The organism is Galactobacter valiniphilus, assembly GCF_003575975.1.
Lineage (GTDB): Bacteria > Actinomycetota > Actinomycetes > Actinomycetales > Micrococcaceae > Galactobacter > Galactobacter valiniphilus.
The window spans coordinates 1-17979 of sequence record NZ_QQXK01000003.1; the positions used below are offsets into that span (position 1 = coordinate 1).

The window sequence follows — 17979 nt, forward strand, 5'->3', positions numbered from 1 at the left end:
CGCCCGCTGGGCAGGGGCCGCCACATCCTTCAAAGAGTCAGACCATCTGGTCCACGAAATCCATAGTGAAGAGCCCCATGCCGATCATGGCCGGGATGAGCCAGGCCCACTCGCGGATCCCGCGGGAGAGGACGGCGGTCAGGACGAGGGGTCCCAGGAACTCGATGGCCACGGCCGGGCCGAGGGGCACCGTGGAGATGCCCCAGTAGAAGAAGCCGTTCATTCCGGCCAGGGCGGCACCGAAGGCGGCGGTCGCGAGCCACTGTGAACGGGTCCACGAACGCACGCGCGGGCGCACCACGAGTAGCAACACGATGGCCGCGAGGCCGAGCCGCAGGGTGGTCATGCCCCACGCGCCCACGGCGGGGAAGAGCTGGTACGCGAGGGCGGCGCCGAATTGAAGCGAGAGGCAGGAGCCGAGGACGAGCAACGCGGCGGTGGCCGTGGCGCGTCTGGGGTCCCTGGCAGGGGGGAGCGGGGTCATAGCTTCAAGTTTGGTTGACCAAAACCATCCAGTCCACTTACGGTGCTTTCAGTTTTTCTGTTAGCTACGCTTAAGAATCGTGGCCCGCCCGGTCGCGTTCGACAGGAAGGCCGTCGTGTTTCAGCTCTCGCACCTCATCGCCCTGGCGGAGCTCCACCGCACGGGCACCGTCACGGCCGCCGCGCAGGCCCTCAATTTCACCTCGTCGGCCCTCTCCCAGCAGCTCGCGCGCCTCGAGGCCGAGGCCGGAGCCCCCGTGCTCGAGCGCGTCGGCCGCGGGGTGCGGCTCACCCCCGAGGGGCTCGTGCTGGTGCGCCACGCCCAACAGATCCAGGCCGAGCTGGAGCTCGCCCGCGCCGAGGTCGCCGCCGTGCGCGGCGAGGTGGCCGGCGTCCTGCGGGTGGCGTCCTTCCAGACCCTGCTCCTCGACGTGGTGCCCCGCACCGTACAGGCGCTTGCGGAGAGCCACCCCGCCCTGCGCATCGACCTGGTCCACCGCGAGGTCCTGCCAGCCATCCACGGCCTGTTGGCCCACGAATTCGACCTCATCGTCGGCGAGGAGTTTCCCGGCGCGCCGGCGGCGGTCGTGGACGGGACCTCCCGCGAGGACTTTCTCCTCGACCCCCTCCGGCTGGCGGTGGCTCCGGCCGAGGCCGAGGCGCTCGACGGCGCCCGTCTCGCCGAGCTCGCCGCTCACCGCTGGGTCCTCGACCCGGCGGGCAGCCCCATGGGGCAGTGGGCCCGCTCGCACTGCCGCGACGCCGGCTTCGAGCCGGTCTCCGGCTTCGAGGTGACGGATCCGCTCCTGCAGGTCCAGCTCGCCAGGACGGGCCTCTCGCCGGCGTTCCTGCCCGGGCTCGTGGGCGCCGAGCACCTCAATGGCGTCTCGCTCCTCGAGCTACCCGGCCGCCCCCACCGCCGGCTCTACTCGCTCGTGCGCCAAGCCTCGGCCGAGGCGCCGGCCATCCTCGCCTTCCGCACGGCCATGCACGCCTCGGCGCGGCAGCTGCGCCCGCCCGTCGCCGTGGGCGCGGTCCTGGGCTGAGTGCCCGACGGCGCCCGGCCCGCCGGGCCGGCTCAGTCGTCGTCGGGCAGGTCACCCGCGGCGGGCGAGCCCGCCGTGTGTTCCGGGCCGTGCTCTGGCCCCAGGCGGGAGCCGTCGCGGCGCTGCAGCGTCGTGACGTGCTCGAAGCTCGGGCGGCCGGGCAACACGGGTCCCTGGCCGTCCAGCTCCACACGCAGCATGGGGTTCTCCTGGGTGAGCGAGTACTCCGTGCCGCGCACCTCGAAGCTCACGGGAGCGCCCTCTCCGGGGTCGGCGATGCTGGCCTCCAGGCTCTCGGCCGTGAGCGTGAAGCGCACACGCGTGCCGCGCCAGGTCAGGCAGAAGCTCAGCGAGGGCCAGGAGGCCGGCAGGCGGGGGTCGAAGCTCCACGAGCCCTGATCGTCCCGCAGGCCGCCGAAGCCGTTGACGAGCGCCGCCCACACGCCGCCCGTGCTGGCCACGTGGACGCCGTCCGAGGTGTTGCCGTGGAGGTTGTCCAGGTCCACGTGCAGGGCGTGCTCGAAGTACTCGAGGGCGAGCTCGGCGTAGCCCACCTCGGCGGCCACGATGGACTGCACCGTGGCGGAGAGCGTGGAGTCGCCCGTGGTCAGCGGGTCGTAGTACTCGAAGTCGGCGCGCTTCTGCCCGGCCGTGAAGCGCGAGGAGTGAAGCCACAGGGCCAACACGGAGTCGGCCTGCTTGAGCACCTGGAAGCGGTAGAGCACGAGGGGGTGGAAGTGCAGCAGGAGCGGGTGCTTCTCGCGCGGCGTGCCGGGGACGTCCCAGACCTCCTTGTCGAGGAAGTCCGCGTCCTGCGCGTGCACGCCGAGCGACTCGTCGAAGCCGATGTGCATGCCCTGCGCCGCGCCGAGCCACGCCTCGGGTTCGCCGGGCAGGATGCCGAGTTCCGCCACGAGCGCCGCGTGGGCCGCCGGTTCCTCGCGTTCGAGGAGCGCGAGCGCCTTGGCGGCGACCTCGAGGTTAAAGGCGGCGGAGACGTTCGTGTAGAGGTTGTCGTTCACGAGCGCCGTGTACTCGTCCGGTCCTGTGACGCCGTGCAGGTGGAAGGCCCGGCCGGCCGCGTTGGAGCGCCAGAAGCCAAGCGACATCCAGAGCCGGGCGGTCTCCACGAGGATCTGCGCGCCGCCGCGCGTGAGGAAGCCACGGTCCTTCGTGGCCATGAGGTAGTGGAAGACGGCCGAGGAAATGTCGGCGTTGATGTGGTACTGCGCCGTGCCGGCGGGGAAGTAGGCGCTCGCCTCGTCGCCGTTGATGGTGCGCCAGGCGAAGAGCGCCCCCTCCTCGTTGAGGACGCGCGCCCGCTCGCGGGCCTTGGGGAGCATGGTCACGCGCGCCCGGAGGGCGTTCCTGGCCCACTGCGGGGTGGTGTAGTTCAGGAAGGGGACCACGAACACCTCGGTGTCCCAGAAGTAGTGGCCGGAATAGCCGTTGCCGGAGACGCCCTTGGCGGAGATCCCCAGGCCGTCGGCGCGCGCGGCGGCCTGGGCCAGCTGCCAGAGGTTCCAGCGCACGGCGCGCTGGAGGCCGGGCTGGGTGGGGGAGAGTACGACGTCGCTGCGGTCCCAGAAGCGCTCGGCCCACCCTTGCTGGGCGGTCACGATGCGGTCGTAACCGAGGGAGAGCGCGGTGCCCACCGAGCGCTGAGCGCGCTCGATCATCTCCTCGACGGGCTGGCGCCGGCTCGAGTGGTACGTGACGTACTTGCTCACCCGCAGGGCCTCGCCTGGCTCCAGGTCGACGTTCACGCTCGTGTAAGCGCCCTCGCCGTTGCTGTGCGTCACCTCGCCGCGCTCGCTCGCGCCCTCGGGAAAACGCACCACGTGGGCCGTTCCCACTCCGAGGGTCATGCCGGAGTCCTTCACCCGGAACCCCAGGGTGTAGGTGCCCTCGCCCGCGCGGGACCGGACGGGTTGGAGGGCGTCTGTCGCCACGGCGTCGGACTTGCGCGGATCGTCGATGGGGGCGGTGGCGGCGTCCGACTCCTCCGGGGTGGGGACCTGGTCGCCTCCGTGCGGGGCCGCCACCCCGGAGACGAGGTGGATCGTGGCCCGCGAGTCAAGGGGGCGGACCTGGTAGTCGAGGACAGCCAGGTGGCGCTCCTCGAAGGAGACGAGCTGGCGCACGCGGACCTCCACGCGGGAGCCCTGCGCCGTCCGCCAGACGACGTGGGAGGTGAGCGTGCCGTCGCGGAAGTCGAGGCGCGTGTGCGAGTGGTCAACCTCGGTGCGGCCGAGCTCGAGGGCCTCCTCGTCCACGTAGAGGCGGAAGGCCCGGGCGTCGGGTGCCGCGATCATGCTTTGCCCGGCCTCGGCCTGCCCGTAGGAGTTCTCTGGGTAGGTGATGGGCCAGGTTTCGTGGAGGCCGTTGACAAACGTTCCCTCGCCCGGGGCCACGGCACCAGGGCCCTGCCAGCGCAGGCCGACGAAGCCGTTGCCGAGGGAGTAGACGGTGGCGTCCTCCTCGGTGGGGGCTGCCTCCCCGGCCGTGGTCAGGGACCAGGCGTCCTCGGGGGCTCCGGAGAGGTCGAGGTCGATGTCGCCGAGGTCGTCGACGGCCGCCGTGGCGCCGGCGTCGAGGAGGGCCTGCCGCGGCTGGTCGCGGGCCACGCCCAGGACGAGGCCAAAGCCGCCCGCCGCGCCGGAGGCGACGCCGCTGAGCGCGTCCTCCACGACCGCGCACTGCGAGGGAAGCCAGCCCAGTTCGGCCGCGGCGGCGAGGTAGGTGTCGGGGGCCGGCTTGCCCGGCAGGGAACGGCGGGCGGCCGCCTCGCCGTCCAGCACGAGCGAGAAGCGGTGGGAGAGCCCAGCGGCGCGCAGCACGGCCGGGGCGTTGCGCGAGGAGGAGACCACGGCCACCTCGAGGCCGGCATCGACCACGGCGTCGAGGAAGGCGACGCTGCCGGGATACGGGGCCACGCCGTCGCGCTCGAGGATGGTGGTGAAGGCGCGGTTCTTGACGTTGCCGATCGCGCACACGGTGTCCCAGCCCGGCGCATCCTCCGGCGTGCCGAGCGGAAGTGACAGCCCCCTGTCATCCAGGACGGAGGCGACGCCGTCGTAGCGCGGCTTGCCGTCGACGAGGCGCAGGTAGTCGTCCCCGCTCAGGGCGTCGTCGCGGCCGATCGCCGCGAAGAAGCCCACGAAGGTCTCGCGCCAGGCCGCCTGGTGCACCTCGGCCGTGGGCGTCAGGACGCCGTCGAGATCGAAGAGCACGGCGCGCAGGTCGCGCCAACGCTCGGGGGCCACGCCTGACAGGGCGGTGGTGGGGGAGTGGCTCACGGATCCTCCGATACACGGCTTCATCGGCGCACGGCGCCGGGGACAGGGAGGCGACGCTGCCTTCCCTCCACGCTAGGGAGGCCCGGTGGAGCGGGTCAAGGGTTCCGCCTTGGCGTCGGCGGCTCGTGGTGGAGGCCGGTGCCGGGTGCGCCGCCCGCCCGCCCGCGCCGGGAGCGCGAACCGACCCCGGCCCCGCCACGCCCGTAGACTGGGGACCATGCTCGATTGGGACACCGCCTCGCCGGCGGTCAAGGCCACCCTGCTCGGTGCCGTGTCGTGTTTTGGCGCCGGCATCCTGCTGGCCATCATCGGCGTGGCCACCAACCTGAAGTGGCTGATGTTTTTCGCGATCGGCCTCCTGGCCCTCGGCGTCATCTGCCATCTGGTCGGCTTCGGCGTGCGGATGGCGGATCAGCGCCGCCGCCTGCGCGAGGCCGCAGCTCGCGACGCGGCGAAGGCCGCGAAGAAAGGGAAGAAGTGAGCGTCAACGCAGCCCTGCAGGGCACCAGCTATCCGCCAGCCCCGGCCTACGCCGTGGGGCGGGAGAAGATTCGGGAGTTCGCGCTCGCCGTCAAGGCCACGCACCCCGTGCATCTTGACGTGGACGCGGCGCGCGCCGCCGGCCACGCCGACCTGGTGGCCCCGCCGACCTTCGCCGTGGTGATCGCGCAGAAGGCCGAGGCGGCCTACATCCAGGACCCCGCCTCCGGCATCGACTTCTCCCGCGTGGTGCACGCCGACGAGCGCTTCACGCACCACCGCCCCATCGTGGCCGGCGACGAGATCACCGCGACCGTCACGGTGGACCGCGCCCGCGCCGCCGGGACCGGCGGCATGGTCACCACCCGCACCGAGCTCGTCGACGCGGCGGGCGAGCCCGTCACGACCGTCCTCTCCACCCTGCTGGTCCGAGGCGAGGAGTAAAGCCATGGCCGTCACCTTCACCGACCTCAGCGTGGGCCAGGAGCTCGCCTCCACCACGCTGCGCCTGAACCGCGCCGACCTCGTGCGCTACGCCGGGGCCTCGGGCGACCTGAACCCCATCCACTGGAACGATCGCTTCGCCACCGACGTGGGCCTGCCGGGAGTCATCGCCCACGGCATGCTCACGATGGGTGCGGCCGTGCAGCTCGTGACCGAGTGGATCGGCGACCCCACGGCGATCCTCGACTACCAGACGCGCTTCGCCGCGATGGTGCCCGTCCCGGACCCGGCCGGCAGCAACCCGGCCGAGGCCGAGGGCGCCGAACTCTCCATCGTCGCGACGGTCGGCAAGCTGGACGAGGCGGCCTCCACGGCCCGCGTCGACCTGACCGTCACCCTGGGCGAGGAGAAGGTCCTCACGAAGGCCCAGGCGCTCGTGCGTGTGGCTGCCGCGTGAGCGAGACCAACCTTTCCGCTCTGACCACGCTCGGCGTGGGCGGCCCCGCCGGGACGCTCGTCGCCGGCACCACGCGCGAGGAGATCGTCGAGGCCGTCCGCACGGCGGACGCCAACGGCTCCGAGCTGCTCATCCTGAGCGGCGGATCCAACCTCTTGGTGGACGACGCCGGGTGGGCGGGTACGGTGCTCGGCATCGGCACGCACGGGATCACCGTGGAGGACGGCGCCACGGCCGCCGGGGCGCGCCTCGTCACGGTCGAGGCCGGCCACCACTGGGACGACGTGGTGGCGCACACCGTCGGGGCCGGCCTCTCCGGCCTGGAGGCGCTGTCCGGCATCCCGGGCCTGGCCGGGGCCACCCCCGTACAGAACGTCGGTGCCTACGGCTCCGACGTGGCGCAGAGCCTCGTCCGCGTGGACGTCTACGACCGAGAGGCCCAGCAGCTCAAGGAGTTCGGCGTGGGCGATCTGCGCCTGGGCTACCGCGACTCGCTGATCAAGCGCTCCACGGTCAACGGCTCCCCGCGCTACGTGGTGCTCGGCGCGACCTTTGCCCTTTACGAGGACGAGGGCCGCCCCGTGGCCTATCAGCAGCTCGCCGGCGCCCTCGGCGTGAGCGTGGGGGACCGCGTCCCCGCCGCCCGCGTCCGCGAGGCCGTCCTGGAGCTGCGTGCCTCCAAGGGCATGGTGCTTGACCGCAAGGACCCGGACACCCGCTCGGCGGGCTCCTTCTTCACGAACCCCATCGTGGACGAGGCCGTCGCCGCTACGCTCCCGGAGGACGCCCCGCGCTACGCGGGCCAGGGCGAGGGCAAGATCAAGCTGTCCGCCGCCTGGCTCATCGACCACGCCGGCTTCCACAAGGGCTACGGCCTGCCTGGGACCCCGGGCGAGTCGGTGGCCGGCGGGCGCGCCTCGCTCTCCACGAAGCACGCCCTCGCGCTGACCAACCGCGGCAACGCGAGCAGCGCCGACCTGCTGGCCCTGGCCCGCCACGTGCAGGCCGGCGTCCGCGACGCCTGGGGTCTCACCCTGGAGCACGAGCCGCTGCTCATCAACTGCTCCCTCTGACGCTCCGCCCTGGCCGGTTTTCATCCGCTCCTTGGTTCTGCACCCGCTCCGGCGGGGTGCAGAACCAGGGAGCGGAGGCATTTTGGGGCCCGCGGGGCCATTGCGCGCGTCGCCGGGCGGGCACAGGATGAACCATGACGCAGATCCCGAACCCCAAAGACGTCACCCCGGCCGAAGGAGCCGCCATCGCGGCCCTGCGTGAGGCCCAGGACAGATCGGCCGCCGCGCGGGCCGAGGGCGCCCCGGAAGCGCGCCTCGACGAGCTTTCGCGCCAGGAGGAGCTGGCCCTGCAGGAGCTTCAGCGCCTGCGCGGGCTCAACCCCGGCACCGACTAGGCACCGGCGGAGCCCCGTCGCGCGCTAGCGCCCCAGCGTGCCGCCATGCGCCCCAGCGCGCACGGGTGGGCCGGAGCACCCATGACAAAAAGGCGGGTGGCCGGGTCTCAAGACCCGGCCACCCGCCGTCGTGCATCAAGCGGTGGGAAACCCCTAGAGGCGACCCAGCGCGATGAGCAGCATGCGGCGCAGCGGCTCGGCCGCGCCCCACAGCAGCTGGTCGCCCACCGTGAAGGCGGAGAGGTACTGCGGGCCCATCTCGAGCTTGCGCAGGCGGCCCACGGGGACCGTGAGCGTGCCGGAGGCCGCCACCGGGGTCAGATCCCGCATTGAATCCTCCTTGGTGTTCGGCACCACCTTTGACCACTCGTTGTCCTCGTCGAGGATGCGGGAGATCTCCTCGATGGAGAGGTCCTCGGTGAGCTTGATGGTCAGCGCCTGCGAGTGCGAGCGCATGGCGCCGATGCGCACGCAGAGGCCGTCCACCACGATGGAGTCCTCACCGGAGCGGCCGAGGATCTTGTTGGTCTCGACCCCGGCCTTCCACTCCTCCTTGGACTGGCCGTTGCCGAGGTCGGCGTCGATCCACGGGATGAGGTTGCCGGCCAGCGGCACGCCGAACTGGCTGGAATCCAGCGCATCACCGCGCTGGGCGGCCAGGATCTTGCGGTCGATCTCGAGGATCGCGGAGGCCGGATCGGCCAGCTCGGGCGCCACGGCGGCATTGAGGTCGCCGAACTGGGTCAGGAGCTCGCGCATGTGGCGCGCGCCGCCGCCGGAGGCCGCCTGGTAGGTCATGGACGTGGCCCATTCGACGAGCCCGTTCTTGAAGAGGCCGCCGAGGCCCATGAGCATGCAGGACACGGTGCAGTTGCCGCCGATGTAGTCCTTGATGCCGGAGGCCAGGCCGGCGTCGATGACATCGCGGTTGACGGGGTCAAGCACGATGATCGAGGAGTCCTTGACGCGCAGCGTGGAGGCCGCGTCGATCCACAGGCCGTCCCAGCCGCGCTCGCGCAGCTTGGGGTGCACGGCGGAGGTGTAGTCGCCGCCCTGCGCCGTGACGATGATCGGCAGCTTGGCCAGCTCATCGAGATCGTAGGCGTCCTTCAGGGCGGGGGCACCCGCGGCGAAGGAGGGCGCGGCGGCGCCGGCCTGGGACGTGGAGAAGAAGACGGGGTCGAGGTGGGCAAAGTCGCCCTCGTCCACCATGCGCTGCATGAGGACCGAGCCGACCATGCCCCGGTATCCGACAAAACCGACGGCCTGGGGAGTCATGCCCTCCATGCTACGGAGGCCCGGGCGCGGCGGCGCTGTCTGTGACGAAGGCCCCGCCCTCCCCTTGATGGGGTGGGCGGGGCCTTGATGCACGACGGCGGGTGGCCGGGGGAGGCGCTAGTCCTTGGCCTGGGTGCCGTCCTCGTTGCGCTCGGCGGGCTGCGTGGTGGGCTGCTCGGCGGCGGCGGCGCGTGCGGCCGCAGCGCACTCGCGGGCCTCGATCTCGAGGGCCTCGCGGGCGTTGAAGGCGTTGATCGCCTCCTCGTCGCTCATGGAGGCGTCGATGGTGCCCTCGAGTTCCTCGAGGAGGCGCTTGCGCTTGCCGATCATCCAGACGGCGCCCCACACGAAGAGCTGGGTCACGACCACGATGAGGATGATCCCCAGGATCTTGTTGCCGATGATGACGCTCCACACGCCCGCCGCGACGCTCACGAGGGCGAGCAGCGGCAGGAGCATGTAGCCGAAGAGGAAGAGCGTCTCGGGACGGCGGGTCAGGTCCTTCATGGTTCAGGCGGCCTTTCGTTTCCAGGCCTCGAAGCGGTAGCCGGGCCCGGAGGGGGAGGGGTGGAAGGTGTCTGGGGAGGGGGAGGCGGAGTGCAGCTCGTAGCCCGGGCCCAGCTCGGGCGCGCGGGTGTCGCCGTCCGGCACCTCGAGGTCGAGGACCGTCACGAGCACCACATCGGGCAGCTGCGCGGCCAGGGCCTGGGCGTAGACGGCGCCGCCGCCTGTGATCCAGGTCAGCTCGCCGCCCTCGCGCGTCGCCGCGTCCTCGAGCGCCTCGGCCAGCGTGGCGTGCGCCGTGGCGCCCTGGTCCGTGAGTGCCGCGGCGCGGGCCGGGTCGCCCGTGAGCACGAGGTTGCTGCGCCCGGGGAAGGGGCGGAAGCGGGCCGGGATGGACTCCCACGTGCCGCGGCCCATGATCACGGGGTGGCCCCACGTGCTGGCCTTGAAATGGGCAAGATCCTCCGGGGCGTGCCAGGGCATGTCGCCGTCGCGCCCGATCACGCCGTCGCGCGAACGGGCCCAGATGGCGCCGACGGCGCGCGGGGGCAGATCAGGCAGCTGAAGGTCCTGGCTCATCAGACGGCGATGGGGGCCTTGATGCCCGGGTGGTGCCGGTAGCCGACGACCTCGAAGTCCTCGAAGTCGTACTCGAAGAGGCTCTCCGGGGTGCGGGCGAGCTTGAGCGTGGGGAAGGGGTAGACCTCGCGCGAGAGCTGCTCCTTGGCCTGCTCCACGTGGTTGTCGTAGAGGTGCACGTCCCCGCCGGTCCACACGAACTCGCCGGCCTTGAGGCCCGTCTGCTCGGCGACCATGCGCGTGAGCAGGGCGTAGGAGGCGATGTTGAAGGGCACCCCGAGGAACAGGTCGGCGCTGCGCTGGTAGAGCTGGCAGGAGAGCGTGCCGTCGGCCACGTAGAACTGGAACATGGCGTGGCACGGGGGCAACGCCATCTCGTCGACCTCGGCCGGGTTCCAGGCCGAGACGATGTGGCGGCGCGAATCCGGGTTGGAGCGGATCTGCTCCACGACCTTGGCGATCTGGTCGATGTGCTCGCCCTCCGGCGTGGGCCACGAACGCCACTGCACGCCGTAGACCGGGCCCAGGTCGCCGTTCTGGTCAGCCCACTCGTCCCAGATGGACACGCCGCGTTCCTGCAACCAGCGCACGTTCGAGTCGCCGCGCAGGAACCACAGCAGCTCCAGCGCCACGGACTTGAAGTGCACACGCTTGGTGGTGATGAGCGGGAACTCCTCGTCCGCCAGCGAGAAGCGCAACTGACGGCCGAACACGCTGCGCGTGCCCGTCCCCGTGCGATCGCTCTTGTGCGTTCCGTTTTCGAGGACGTCGCGCAGGAGGTCCTCGTACTGGGTGTTCACGCTCATGCGCACCAGTCTAGGCGTCGGCCGGGGGCCGCCGCGCGAGGCGTGGTCAGCCCCGCCCGGCCCCGCCGTTCAGGCGGCGTGGCGCCCCTGCGGCGCCGCGCCGTCGTCGTCCTGCCCGGCCACGAGCCACTGATACTGCGAGAAGCGATCGAGGTATTGGGCCACGTAGGAGCACGTGGGGATGACGCGCTTGTCGAGGGCCCACACGCGTTCAAGCACGATCGTCACGAGCGCCCGCGCATAGCCGTGGCGCGAGAACTCCTCCTTGATGATCGTGTGCTGCAGATCCAGCACGCCGTCCTCCTCGACGTAGCCGAGGAAGCCGATGTACTCCTCGCCGTCGAAGAGCGAAAAGCGCCCCTGCTCGGCGTCCAGGAGCACGCGCAGCTTCTCGTGGGCGATGAGCGGTGTCTGCGACATGGGAGCCTCCTGATGAGCGGTCGGTGAGGGAAAACGAGCGTAGCGCGCCGGGCGCGCGGGCGTCAGTCGTCGAAGGGCTCGTGGATCTCCACGGAGACGATCTTGTCCGAGCGGTCGAGCGGGCGCTGCACCACGATGACGGCGCCGGGGCGCAGGTACGGATCGCGCGTGGGCAGCGCGACGGCGGCCCCCGCCGTTGAACGCGAACGCAGCACGGAGAGCAACACGGGCAGCACCGGGCGGTGCGTGCACACGAGCGTGGCCTTCGCCTTCCCCAGCTGCTTCTCCAACACCTTGGCTGCCTTGGCCGGCTGCCGCGCCGCCGCGTGCTCCGTGAGCGCCGGGGCCGTGCGGATCTGCAGCTCGCGCAGGGCGGCGTAGGGGCGCACGGTCTGCAGGCAGCGCAGCCACGGGCTGCTGACCACGCGCTCGGGGCGCCAGGCCATGAGCATGGCGGCGAGGGCCGAGGCCTGGCGCTTGCCGGAGGTTGCGAGCGGGCGCTCGCCCTCCTCGCGGGTCCAGCCGGCGCGCGGCTTGGCCTTGGCGTGCCGGGCCAGCACGAGCGGCACGGTGTCCAAGCGGCCGGCCGCGAAGGCCTCCTCGAGGGCGTCGAGCGGGACGCGGTCCACCGCATTGCTGAGCAGGGCGCGGGCGTCCGCCACGCTGAGCCACTCGAGCGAGTCCACCTCGCCGCCGTCGGCCACGGCCTCGGAGGAGACCTTGGCCGCCCAGTAGAAAACGACCTTGGTGCCCTTGGCCACCTCGTAGCTCACCGCGGGCAACGGGATGCCGAGCGAGATGCGCAGCCCCACCTCCTCGCGGACCTCGCGCACGGCGCATTCGGCCACGGACTCGCCGAGGTCCAGCTTGCCCTTGGGGAAGGAGTAGTCGTCGTACTTGGGGCGGTGGATGACCAGCACCTCGAGCCGCCCCTTGCGGCGGCGCCACGGAAGGGCGCCGCCGGCCACGACGGCAAAGGTCACCTTGGCGAGTTCCGGCTCGTCGCAGGAACGCACCGGGAGTACTGCATCCGTGCTCATGCGCGGTGCGACCCCGTGGAGCGCTCGCGGGAGCGCAGCAGGTACTCCTGGATGTCCAGCAGCGGCTCGCCCTCCGGCCCGTGGGCGTGACGCGTCCAGGCGCCCTCGGCGTCGAGGTGCCAGGACGAGGTGCCCTCGTCGAGGTAGCGATCCATGAGGGTCACGAGATCGCTCTTCTCCTCGGGGTCGCTGAGGGAGACGAGGGCCTCCACGCGGCGGTCGAGGTTGCGGTGCATCATGTCGGCCGAGCCGATGTACACGGCGGCGTCCCCGCCGTTGCCGAAGCAGAACACGCGCGAGTGCTCAAGGAAGCGTCCAAGGATGGAGCGCACCCGGATGTTCTCGCTCAGGCCGGGCACGCCCGGGCGGATGGCGCAGATGCCGCGCACGATGACGTCGACCTTCACGCCGGCCTGCGAGGCGCGGTAGAGGGCGTCGATGATCGCCTCGTCCACCATCGAGTTGACCTTGATGATGACGCGGCCGGGCAGGCCGGCGCGCACGTGGGCGATCTCCCGCTCGATCAGGTCGATGAGGCCGGAGCGCAGCGAGCGCGGCGCCACGAGCAGGCGCTTGAAGGTCGTCTTGGGCGCGTAGCCGGAGAGCTGGTTGAAGAGCTTCGAGACGTCCTCGCCGACCTGCGGATCGCAGGTCAGCAGGCCCAGGTCCTCGTAGTAACGGGCCGTGCGCGGGTGGTAGTTGCCCGTGCCGATGTGCACGTAGCGGCGCAGGGTGTCGCCCTCGCGGCGCACCACGAGCGAGAGCTTCGAGTGCGTCTTGAGGCCAACGATGCCGTAGACCACGTGCACGCCGGCCTGCTCGAGCTTGCGGGCCCAGGAGATGTTGGCCTGCTCGTCGAAGCGGGCCTTGATCTCCACGAGGGCCAGGACCTGCTTGCCCGCCTCGGCGGCGTCGATCAGGGCGTCCACGATGGGGGAGTCGCCCGAGGTGCGGTACAGCGTCTGCTTGATCGCCTGCACCTTGGGGTCGGCCGCCGCCTGCTCCAGAAATGCCTGCACGCTCGTGGAGAAGGAGTCGTAGGGGTGGTGCAGCAGGATGTCGCGGCGGCGCACGGCGGCAAAGACGTTCGCGGCCTTGGAGGTCTCGGACTCGTTGAGGTAGCGCGAGGTGCGGGCCAGGTGCTTGGGGTAGTGCAGCGCCGGGCGATCGATCGAGGCGATCGCTCCGAGGCCGCGCAGATCCAGCGGGGAGGGGAGCGAGAAGACCTCGTCCTCCTCGACACCGAGCTCGCGGACCAGCAGCTGGTACACCGACGAGGAGATATCGTCGGCGATCTCGAGGCGGACCGGCGGGCCGAAGCGGCGGCGCAGCAGCTCCTTCTCGAGGGCCTGTAGGAGGTTCTCGGCGTCGTCCTCCTCGACCTCGAGGTCCTCGTTGCGGGTCACGCGGAAGGTGTGGTGCTCCACGACCTCCATGCCGGGGAAGAGCAGGTCGAGGTGCTCGGCGATGACGTCTTCGAGCGAGATGAAGCGCGCGGGGCTCTCGGCGCTGTGGCCGGCGCGCGGTCCGTCCACCGACACGAGGCGCGGCAGCACGTCCGGCACCTTGACCCTCGCGAAGAGCTGCTTGCCCGTGAGCGGATTGCGCACCAGGACGGCGAGGTTGAGGGAGAGGCCCGAGATGTACGGGAAGGGGTGCGCGGGGTCCACGGCCAGCGGCGTCAGGATCGGGAAGACCTGGTCGCGGAACCACGTGTGCAGGCGCTCCTGCGTGGCGGCATCGAGCTGATCCCAGCGCAGGAGGGAGATGTTCTCCTCGGCCAGGCGCGGGCGCACGAGCTCGGAGAAGGCGGCGGCGTGGCGGACCTGAAGCTCGTGGGCGCGCTGCAGGATCTGCTCGAGCTGATCCAGCGGGTTCACGCCGGCGGCGCTCGGCACGGCGATGCCGGCCGCGATGCGGCGCTTCAGGCCGGCCACGCGGACCATGAAGAACTCGTCGAGGTTGGAGGCGAAAATGGAGAGGAAGTTGACCCGCTCCAGCAGGTACAGCTCGGGGTCCTCGGCGAGCTCGAGGACGCGCGCGTTGAAGTCGAGCCAGCTCATCTCCCGATCGAGGAAGCGATCGAGGGAGAAACCGCCCTCCGGCTCGGCCGCCGGCGCGAACTCTGGGAGCTCGATGCGGTCGACGGTGGCCTTGGACGGGGTGACGTCGCGGTCGCCATAGTCTGGCGACGACGGGGTCTGGGTGGCTTCCACGTGGCCTCTCCTTGAGGTGGTGCGTCTGGCGCGGTTCGTGATGAAAGCATGGCTGACCACGTCGTCGGCTGTGCTGTCTCTCACCTTAGTCACAAGGGCATGCGCCTCACAGAACCTACGGCTCGACGTCGGGGCGCGGCTTGGCGTACATGACGTCGCCGTCCCAGCGTTCAAAGCCGAGCGAACGGTACAGGCGCACGGCTGCCTCGTTGTCGGCGTCGACGTAGAGCATGACCGAGCCCAGGCCGGCGTCGGCCAGGTACCGCAGGCCGGCGAGGGTGACGGCGCGGCCGAGGCCGCGACCCTGGGAGGCCGGGGAGATCCCGACGACGTAGACCTCGCCCACGGCGGGATGCTGGGCGCCCCTGGCATCGGTGGAGGCGGGGTGCACCTTGGTCCAGTGGAAGCCGAGCAGCGTGCCATCGGCGTCCTCGGCGAGGAGGAATCCGGCCGGGTCGAACCAGGGGGAGCGCTCGCGCTCGCGCAGATCGGCGAGGGTGAGGGCGCCCTGTTCGGGGTGGTGGGCAAAGGCCGCGGCGTTGAGCGCGAGCCAGGCTTCCTCGTCGGCGTCCGGCTCGAAGGCGCGCAGCCGCACGCCCTCCGGCAGCGTCGGCGCGGGCCACGCGGTGCTCTTGGCCCGCAGCCGCCAGAGCTGGCGGACCGGGGCGTAGCCGTGGAGCGCGGCGAGGCTGGCCGCCGCCTCCGAGTCGCCGTGGGACCACGCCGTGAGCTCCTCGTCCCCGTTCGCCTCGGCGACGGCGGCGGCGAGCTGGTCACCCACGCCGTGGCCGCGTTCCTCAGGGCGCACCACGAGCTCGAGCACGGACGGCTGGCCCGGGCCGCGCGTGATGATGGCGGCGCCGATGATCTCGTCGTCGTCGTGCTCTGGGCCCGCGCTCAAGAGCGCAATGTGACCCGAGATGACGGCGGCATCGTCCCCGCTGCGCAGGGCGCTCCAGGTTTGATCGTTAAACGGGGGAGTCCCGTCCGCCTCCTCGGCGGCGGCCGCCAGCTGGCCAAGGGCCGACATCGTGGCGGGGGTGGGGCGGCCGCTGAAGCGGCGCAGGTTCCACTCGGGGCGGGGGTCGGTGCTCATGCCACCACGGTAGACGGGCCGGTGCCGCTGGGCGAGACCGGGAAGCGGACCGGTGCGCTCAGGCGCTCGCGGTTCCCTCGCCGTCGGCGCTGAAGCGGTAGCCAACATTGCGCACCGTGCCGATGAGCTGCTCGTGATCGGGGCCGAGCTTGGCGCGCAGGCGGCGCACGTGGACGTCGACGGTGCGGGTGCCTCCGAAGTAGTCGTAGCCCCAGACCTCCTGCAGCAGGATCTCGCGCGTGAACACGCGGCCCGGGTGAGCTGCGAGGTGCTTGAGGAGCTCGAACTCCTTGAAGGTGAGGTTCAGGGGCCGGCCTGCGACCTTGGCCGTGTACGAGTCCTCGTCGATGACGACGCCGTGGACCTTGATGCGCGCCGGCGCCGGCTCGGGTTCGGCGCTGCGCCGGGCCGCGAGGCGCAGGCGCGCCTCGACCTCGGCGGGGCCGGCGGTCGCGAGGATGACGTCGTCCGCGCCCCAGGCGGGGCCGACGACGGCCATGCCGCCCTCGGTCAGGGCCAACAAGACGGGGGTGCTCAGGCGCAGGGCGCGGGCCGATTGGCACAGGGCGCGGGCGCCGACCAGATCGCTGCGGGCGTCCACGAGCAAGACGTCGGCCTGGGCGCCGCGGACGAGCGAGGCGTTCTCGGCCGGGGCGGCGACGACCTCGTGCCCCAGCAGCTGGAGGGAGGGCAACACGGAGTCCGGTTCGGATGCAGCCGTCAACAGCAGGACCTGGGCCACCTGTCGCCTCCTCATGAGAAAGGGTGTTCTTGCGCCGCGAGAACCGGTGTGTCTGGGGTATCTCAGGCGCTGGTCAGTCTACGCACGCCCATGTGACGGGCATGTTGCGTGCGCAACATGCGACGACGGTGGTCCGCCTCGGGCGCGCGGCCGGGCGCATGCGGCAGGATGAGGGGGTGCGTATCCCCAGCCTGCTCTTGACCATGGTGGCCGCCGCGGCCGTGCTGCTGGTGCCGACCGTGGTGCCAGCCGAGGCCGCCACCGCGGCGTCCGCCGTCGCGCTCGGGCTCCTCGTGGGCATCGTGGCCGGAGCGTGGCCGCGCGTCACGGGGCTGCGCCCGGCGCTGGCCTCCTCCGCCGTGCTGGCGCTCAGCGGCGGCGCCGCGCTCGCCACCTCCCTCGCCCTCCCGCTGGACGTCGCGCTCGCGTGGTGGCCCGCGTGCCTGGCGGTGGGTCTCCTCCTGACCTTTGTGGTGCAGCTCCTGCGCGGGCACGAGGCCCAGGGCAAGGTCGGCGCGCTCTCCGCCGGCGCGGCCGGCCTGCTCGTCGTCGTGTCCTCCGCCGGCTGGGGCGTGTGGTTGCGCCAGGCCGGCTCGCTCTCTGAGGTGTCGGTCGGCGCCCTCTGGGCCGCGGGCGGAAGCGTCCTCGCCCTGGGCCTCGTCGCCGCCGCGCTCCTGCGCTCCGTGACGAACGGCTGGGGGGCCGAGAGCCCCGCCGCGCCGGGCGAGGCGCGCCGCCTGGGCCGCCTGGCATGGATCGCAGCGGGGCTCGCGTGTGTGCTGGCCGCCGGCCTGCCCGCCGCCCTGATCTCGCAACTCGTGGCGTAGGCCCGCGACACCGACGCGGCGGCGTCGCTCAGAGCGGCTAGTATGGGCCGCATGCATGGTGAATTCATGGGTCTCGAAATCTTCTTCTACTGCCTGCTGGGCGTCGCTGGCCTGGCCATGGCGGGCTTTGCCGGTCTGGTGATCGCAAAGCTGTTCAAGGGCCAGAAGTAGGTCCTGCGCCGTGCCGATGGAACTTCCCGTCGACCTGACGCCCGAACTCGTGCCCCTCTCTTGGCTGCTCGGCAGCTGGGAGGGCTACGGCATGCTGGGCGAGGGCGAAGACGGAGATCAGCACATCTTCCAGCGCGCCACCTTCACTGACACCGGCCTGCCGGTCGTGGAGTACCGCGCCGAGACGTGGCTGGCCGATCCGGACGGCACGGTCATCCGCCCCCTCAGCGTGGAGAACGGCTTCTGGCAGCTGCACCGCCCCCTCACGGAGGCGGACGGCGGTCCCGGCCTCATCCCGGGCGATGTCGTGCCCGCGCTGCGCAACGCCGACGCCGTCGAGGAGCTGCGCAACGAAGCGGACGGCTTCGATCTGCAGGTGAGCATCTCGCACCCGCGCGGCGTCTCGGAGCTGTACCTGGGGCACATTAAGGGCCCGCAGATCACGCTCGCCACCGACTACGTGCTGCGCGGCGAGCACTCCCGCGAGTACGCCTCCGCCACGCGCATCTTCGGCCTCGTGGGCGGAGATCTGCTGTGGCGCTGGGACGTCTCCACGGGCGAGGGCCTCAAGGCTCACGCCTCGGCGGCGCTCAAGCGCCTCCCCGAACGCAAGGGCCGCCATCACGGCGGCGACGTCGTGCCCCCTCTCGAGGGCACGGACACCCCGGCCACCGAGCCGCAGG

General features: G+C 71.6%; 18 protein-coding genes and 1 pseudogene. 8 read left to right on the forward strand and 11 right to left on the reverse strand.

What is annotated here, in order from left to right; genetic code table 11:
* Positions 1-37: 37 nt before the first annotated feature.
* The gene (locus DWB68_RS01730) at positions 38-484 is read right to left on the reverse strand and encodes an EamA family transporter (protein ID WP_119423423.1); all 447 of its coding nucleotides are present in this window, start codon (positions 482-484) and stop codon (positions 38-40) included.
* Between the two features lie 115 nt (positions 485-599).
* Here DWB68_RS01730 and DWB68_RS01735 point away from each other — a divergent pair, with 115 nt between their 5' ends.
* Complete coding sequence (locus tag DWB68_RS01735; RefSeq protein WP_119423568.1) at positions 600-1529, forward strand: LysR family transcriptional regulator; 930 nt, start codon at positions 600-602, stop codon at positions 1527-1529.
* A 32-nt stretch (positions 1530-1561) separates the two neighbouring features.
* Here DWB68_RS01735 and DWB68_RS01740 read toward each other — a convergent pair whose 3' ends face one another.
* The gene (locus DWB68_RS01740; RefSeq protein ID WP_233548559.1) at positions 1562-4828 is read right to left on the reverse strand and encodes an HAD-IA family hydrolase; all 3267 of its coding nucleotides are present in this window, start codon (positions 4826-4828) and stop codon (positions 1562-1564) included.
* A gap of 217 nt (positions 4829-5045) precedes the next feature.
* On the opposite strand from DWB68_RS01740, the gene DWB68_RS01745 reads away from it, so the two are divergent.
* From DWB68_RS01745 to DWB68_RS01765, 5 genes are all read left to right on the forward strand, one after another.
* Entirely contained in the window at positions 5046-5309 is a 264-nt protein-coding gene (locus DWB68_RS01745) for a hypothetical protein (RefSeq protein WP_119423424.1), read from the forward strand.
* Positions 5306-5752, forward strand: coding sequence for an FAS1-like dehydratase domain-containing protein (locus tag DWB68_RS01750; protein ID WP_119423425.1), 447 nt, complete (start codon positions 5306-5308; stop codon positions 5750-5752). Before DWB68_RS01745 ends, DWB68_RS01750 begins: the two co-directional genes overlap by 4 nt.
* Before the next feature lie 4 nt (positions 5753-5756).
* Positions 5757-6209 (forward strand): MaoC family dehydratase, encoded by a 453-nt coding sequence (locus DWB68_RS01755; protein WP_119423426.1) that lies wholly within the window; start codon positions 5757-5759, stop codon positions 6207-6209.
* Positions 6206-7282, forward strand: coding sequence for a UDP-N-acetylmuramate dehydrogenase (locus DWB68_RS01760; protein ID WP_119423427.1), 1077 nt, complete (start codon positions 6206-6208; stop codon positions 7280-7282). The genes DWB68_RS01755 and DWB68_RS01760 overlap by 4 nt, the downstream gene beginning before the upstream one ends.
* Positions 7283-7416: 134 nt before the next feature.
* A complete protein-coding gene (locus DWB68_RS01765; RefSeq protein ID WP_119423428.1) occupies positions 7417-7617 on the forward strand; it encodes a hypothetical protein in 201 nt (66 codons plus the stop codon).
* 153 nt (positions 7618-7770) lie between these two features.
* Here DWB68_RS01765 and asd read toward each other — a convergent pair whose 3' ends face one another.
* The 9 genes from asd to DWB68_RS01810 all read right to left on the reverse strand — a co-directional run bounded on the left by asd (position 7771) and on the right by DWB68_RS01810 (position 16298).
* Positions 7771-8904, reverse strand: coding sequence for an aspartate-semialdehyde dehydrogenase (gene asd, locus DWB68_RS01770; protein WP_407645629.1), 1134 nt, complete (start codon positions 8902-8904; stop codon positions 7771-7773).
* A 108-nt stretch (positions 8905-9012) separates the two neighbouring features.
* Entirely contained in the window at positions 9013-9402 is a 390-nt protein-coding gene (locus DWB68_RS17105; protein WP_325048536.1) for an NF038396 family protein, read from the reverse strand.
* 3 nt (positions 9403-9405) lie between these two features.
* Complete coding sequence (locus DWB68_RS01780; RefSeq protein ID WP_119423430.1) at positions 9406-9978, reverse strand: dihydrofolate reductase; 573 nt, start codon at positions 9976-9978, stop codon at positions 9406-9408.
* On the reverse strand, positions 9978-10784 hold the full coding sequence (locus DWB68_RS01785; RefSeq protein ID WP_119423431.1) for a thymidylate synthase: 807 nt from the start codon (positions 10782-10784) through the stop codon (positions 9978-9980). The genes DWB68_RS01780 and DWB68_RS01785 overlap by 1 nt, the downstream gene beginning before the upstream one ends.
* 69 nt (positions 10785-10853) lie before the next feature.
* Positions 10854-11204 carry a GNAT family N-acetyltransferase gene (locus DWB68_RS01790; protein ID WP_119423432.1) on the reverse strand — a complete coding sequence of 117 codons (351 nt, stop codon included), beginning with the start codon at positions 11202-11204 and terminating at the stop codon, positions 10854-10856.
* A gap of 62 nt (positions 11205-11266) precedes the next feature.
* Positions 11267-12244 carry an NUDIX hydrolase gene (locus DWB68_RS01795; protein ID WP_119423433.1) on the reverse strand — a complete coding sequence of 326 codons (978 nt, stop codon included), beginning with the start codon at positions 12242-12244 and terminating at the stop codon, positions 11267-11269.
* On the reverse strand, positions 12241-14460 hold the full coding sequence (locus tag DWB68_RS01800; protein ID WP_119423434.1) for an RNA degradosome polyphosphate kinase: 2220 nt from the start codon (positions 14458-14460) through the stop codon (positions 12241-12243). Before DWB68_RS01800 ends, DWB68_RS01795 begins: the two co-directional genes overlap by 4 nt.
* Positions 14461-14575: 115 nt before the next feature.
* Positions 14576-15556, reverse strand: a complete 981-nt coding sequence (mshD, locus tag DWB68_RS01805) for a mycothiol synthase (RefSeq protein WP_119423435.1) — start codon at positions 15554-15556, stop codon at positions 14576-14578.
* Between the two features lie 58 nt (positions 15557-15614).
* Positions 15615-16298, reverse strand: a complete 684-nt coding sequence (locus DWB68_RS01810) for a winged helix-turn-helix transcriptional regulator (protein ID WP_119423436.1) — start codon at positions 16296-16298, stop codon at positions 15615-15617.
* 176 nt (positions 16299-16474) lie between these two features.
* Here DWB68_RS01810 and DWB68_RS01815 point away from each other — a divergent pair, with 176 nt between their 5' ends.
* Entirely contained in the window at positions 16475-17125 is a 651-nt protein-coding gene (locus DWB68_RS01815; RefSeq protein ID WP_119423437.1) for a hypothetical protein, read from the forward strand.
* A 181-nt stretch (positions 17126-17306) separates the two neighbouring features.
* Positions 17307-17897: pseudogene (locus DWB68_RS01820) on the forward strand (FABP family protein); the annotation flags it as partial.
* Between the last annotated feature and the right edge of the window lie 82 nt (positions 17898-17979).

Excerpts from the sequence above, each read along its gene's own strand:
- DWB68_RS01730 (WP_119423423.1), bottom strand. The coding sequence starts at position 484 with ATGACCCCGCTCCCCCCTGCCAGGGACCCCAGACGCGCCACGGCCACC.
- DWB68_RS01745 (WP_119423424.1), top strand. The coding sequence starts at position 5,046 with ATGCTCGATTGGGACACCGCCTCGCCGGCGGTCAAGGCCACCCTGCTC.
- DWB68_RS01755 (WP_119423426.1), top strand. The coding sequence starts at position 5,757 with ATGGCCGTCACCTTCACCGACCTCAGCGTGGGCCAGGAGCTCGCCTCC.
- DWB68_RS01765 (WP_119423428.1), top strand. The coding sequence starts at position 7,417 with ATGACGCAGATCCCGAACCCCAAAGACGTCACCCCGGCCGAAGGAGCC.
- asd (WP_407645629.1), bottom strand. The coding sequence starts at position 8,904 with ATGGAGGGCATGACTCCCCAGGCCGTCGGTTTTGTCGGATACCGGGGC.
- DWB68_RS17105 (WP_325048536.1), bottom strand. The coding sequence starts at position 9,402 with ATGAAGGACCTGACCCGCCGTCCCGAGACGCTCTTCCTCTTCGGCTAC.
- DWB68_RS01780 (WP_119423430.1), bottom strand. The coding sequence starts at position 9,978 with ATGAGCCAGGACCTTCAGCTGCCTGATCTGCCCCCGCGCGCCGTCGGC.
- DWB68_RS01785 (WP_119423431.1), bottom strand. The coding sequence starts at position 10,784 with ATGAGCGTGAACACCCAGTACGAGGACCTCCTGCGCGACGTCCTCGAA.
- DWB68_RS01790 (WP_119423432.1), bottom strand. The coding sequence starts at position 11,204 with ATGTCGCAGACACCGCTCATCGCCCACGAGAAGCTGCGCGTGCTCCTG.
- DWB68_RS01795 (WP_119423433.1), bottom strand. The coding sequence starts at position 12,244 with ATGAGCACGGATGCAGTACTCCCGGTGCGTTCCTGCGACGAGCCGGAA.
- mshD (WP_119423435.1), bottom strand. The coding sequence starts at position 15,556 with ATGAGCACCGACCCCCGCCCCGAGTGGAACCTGCGCCGCTTCAGCGGC.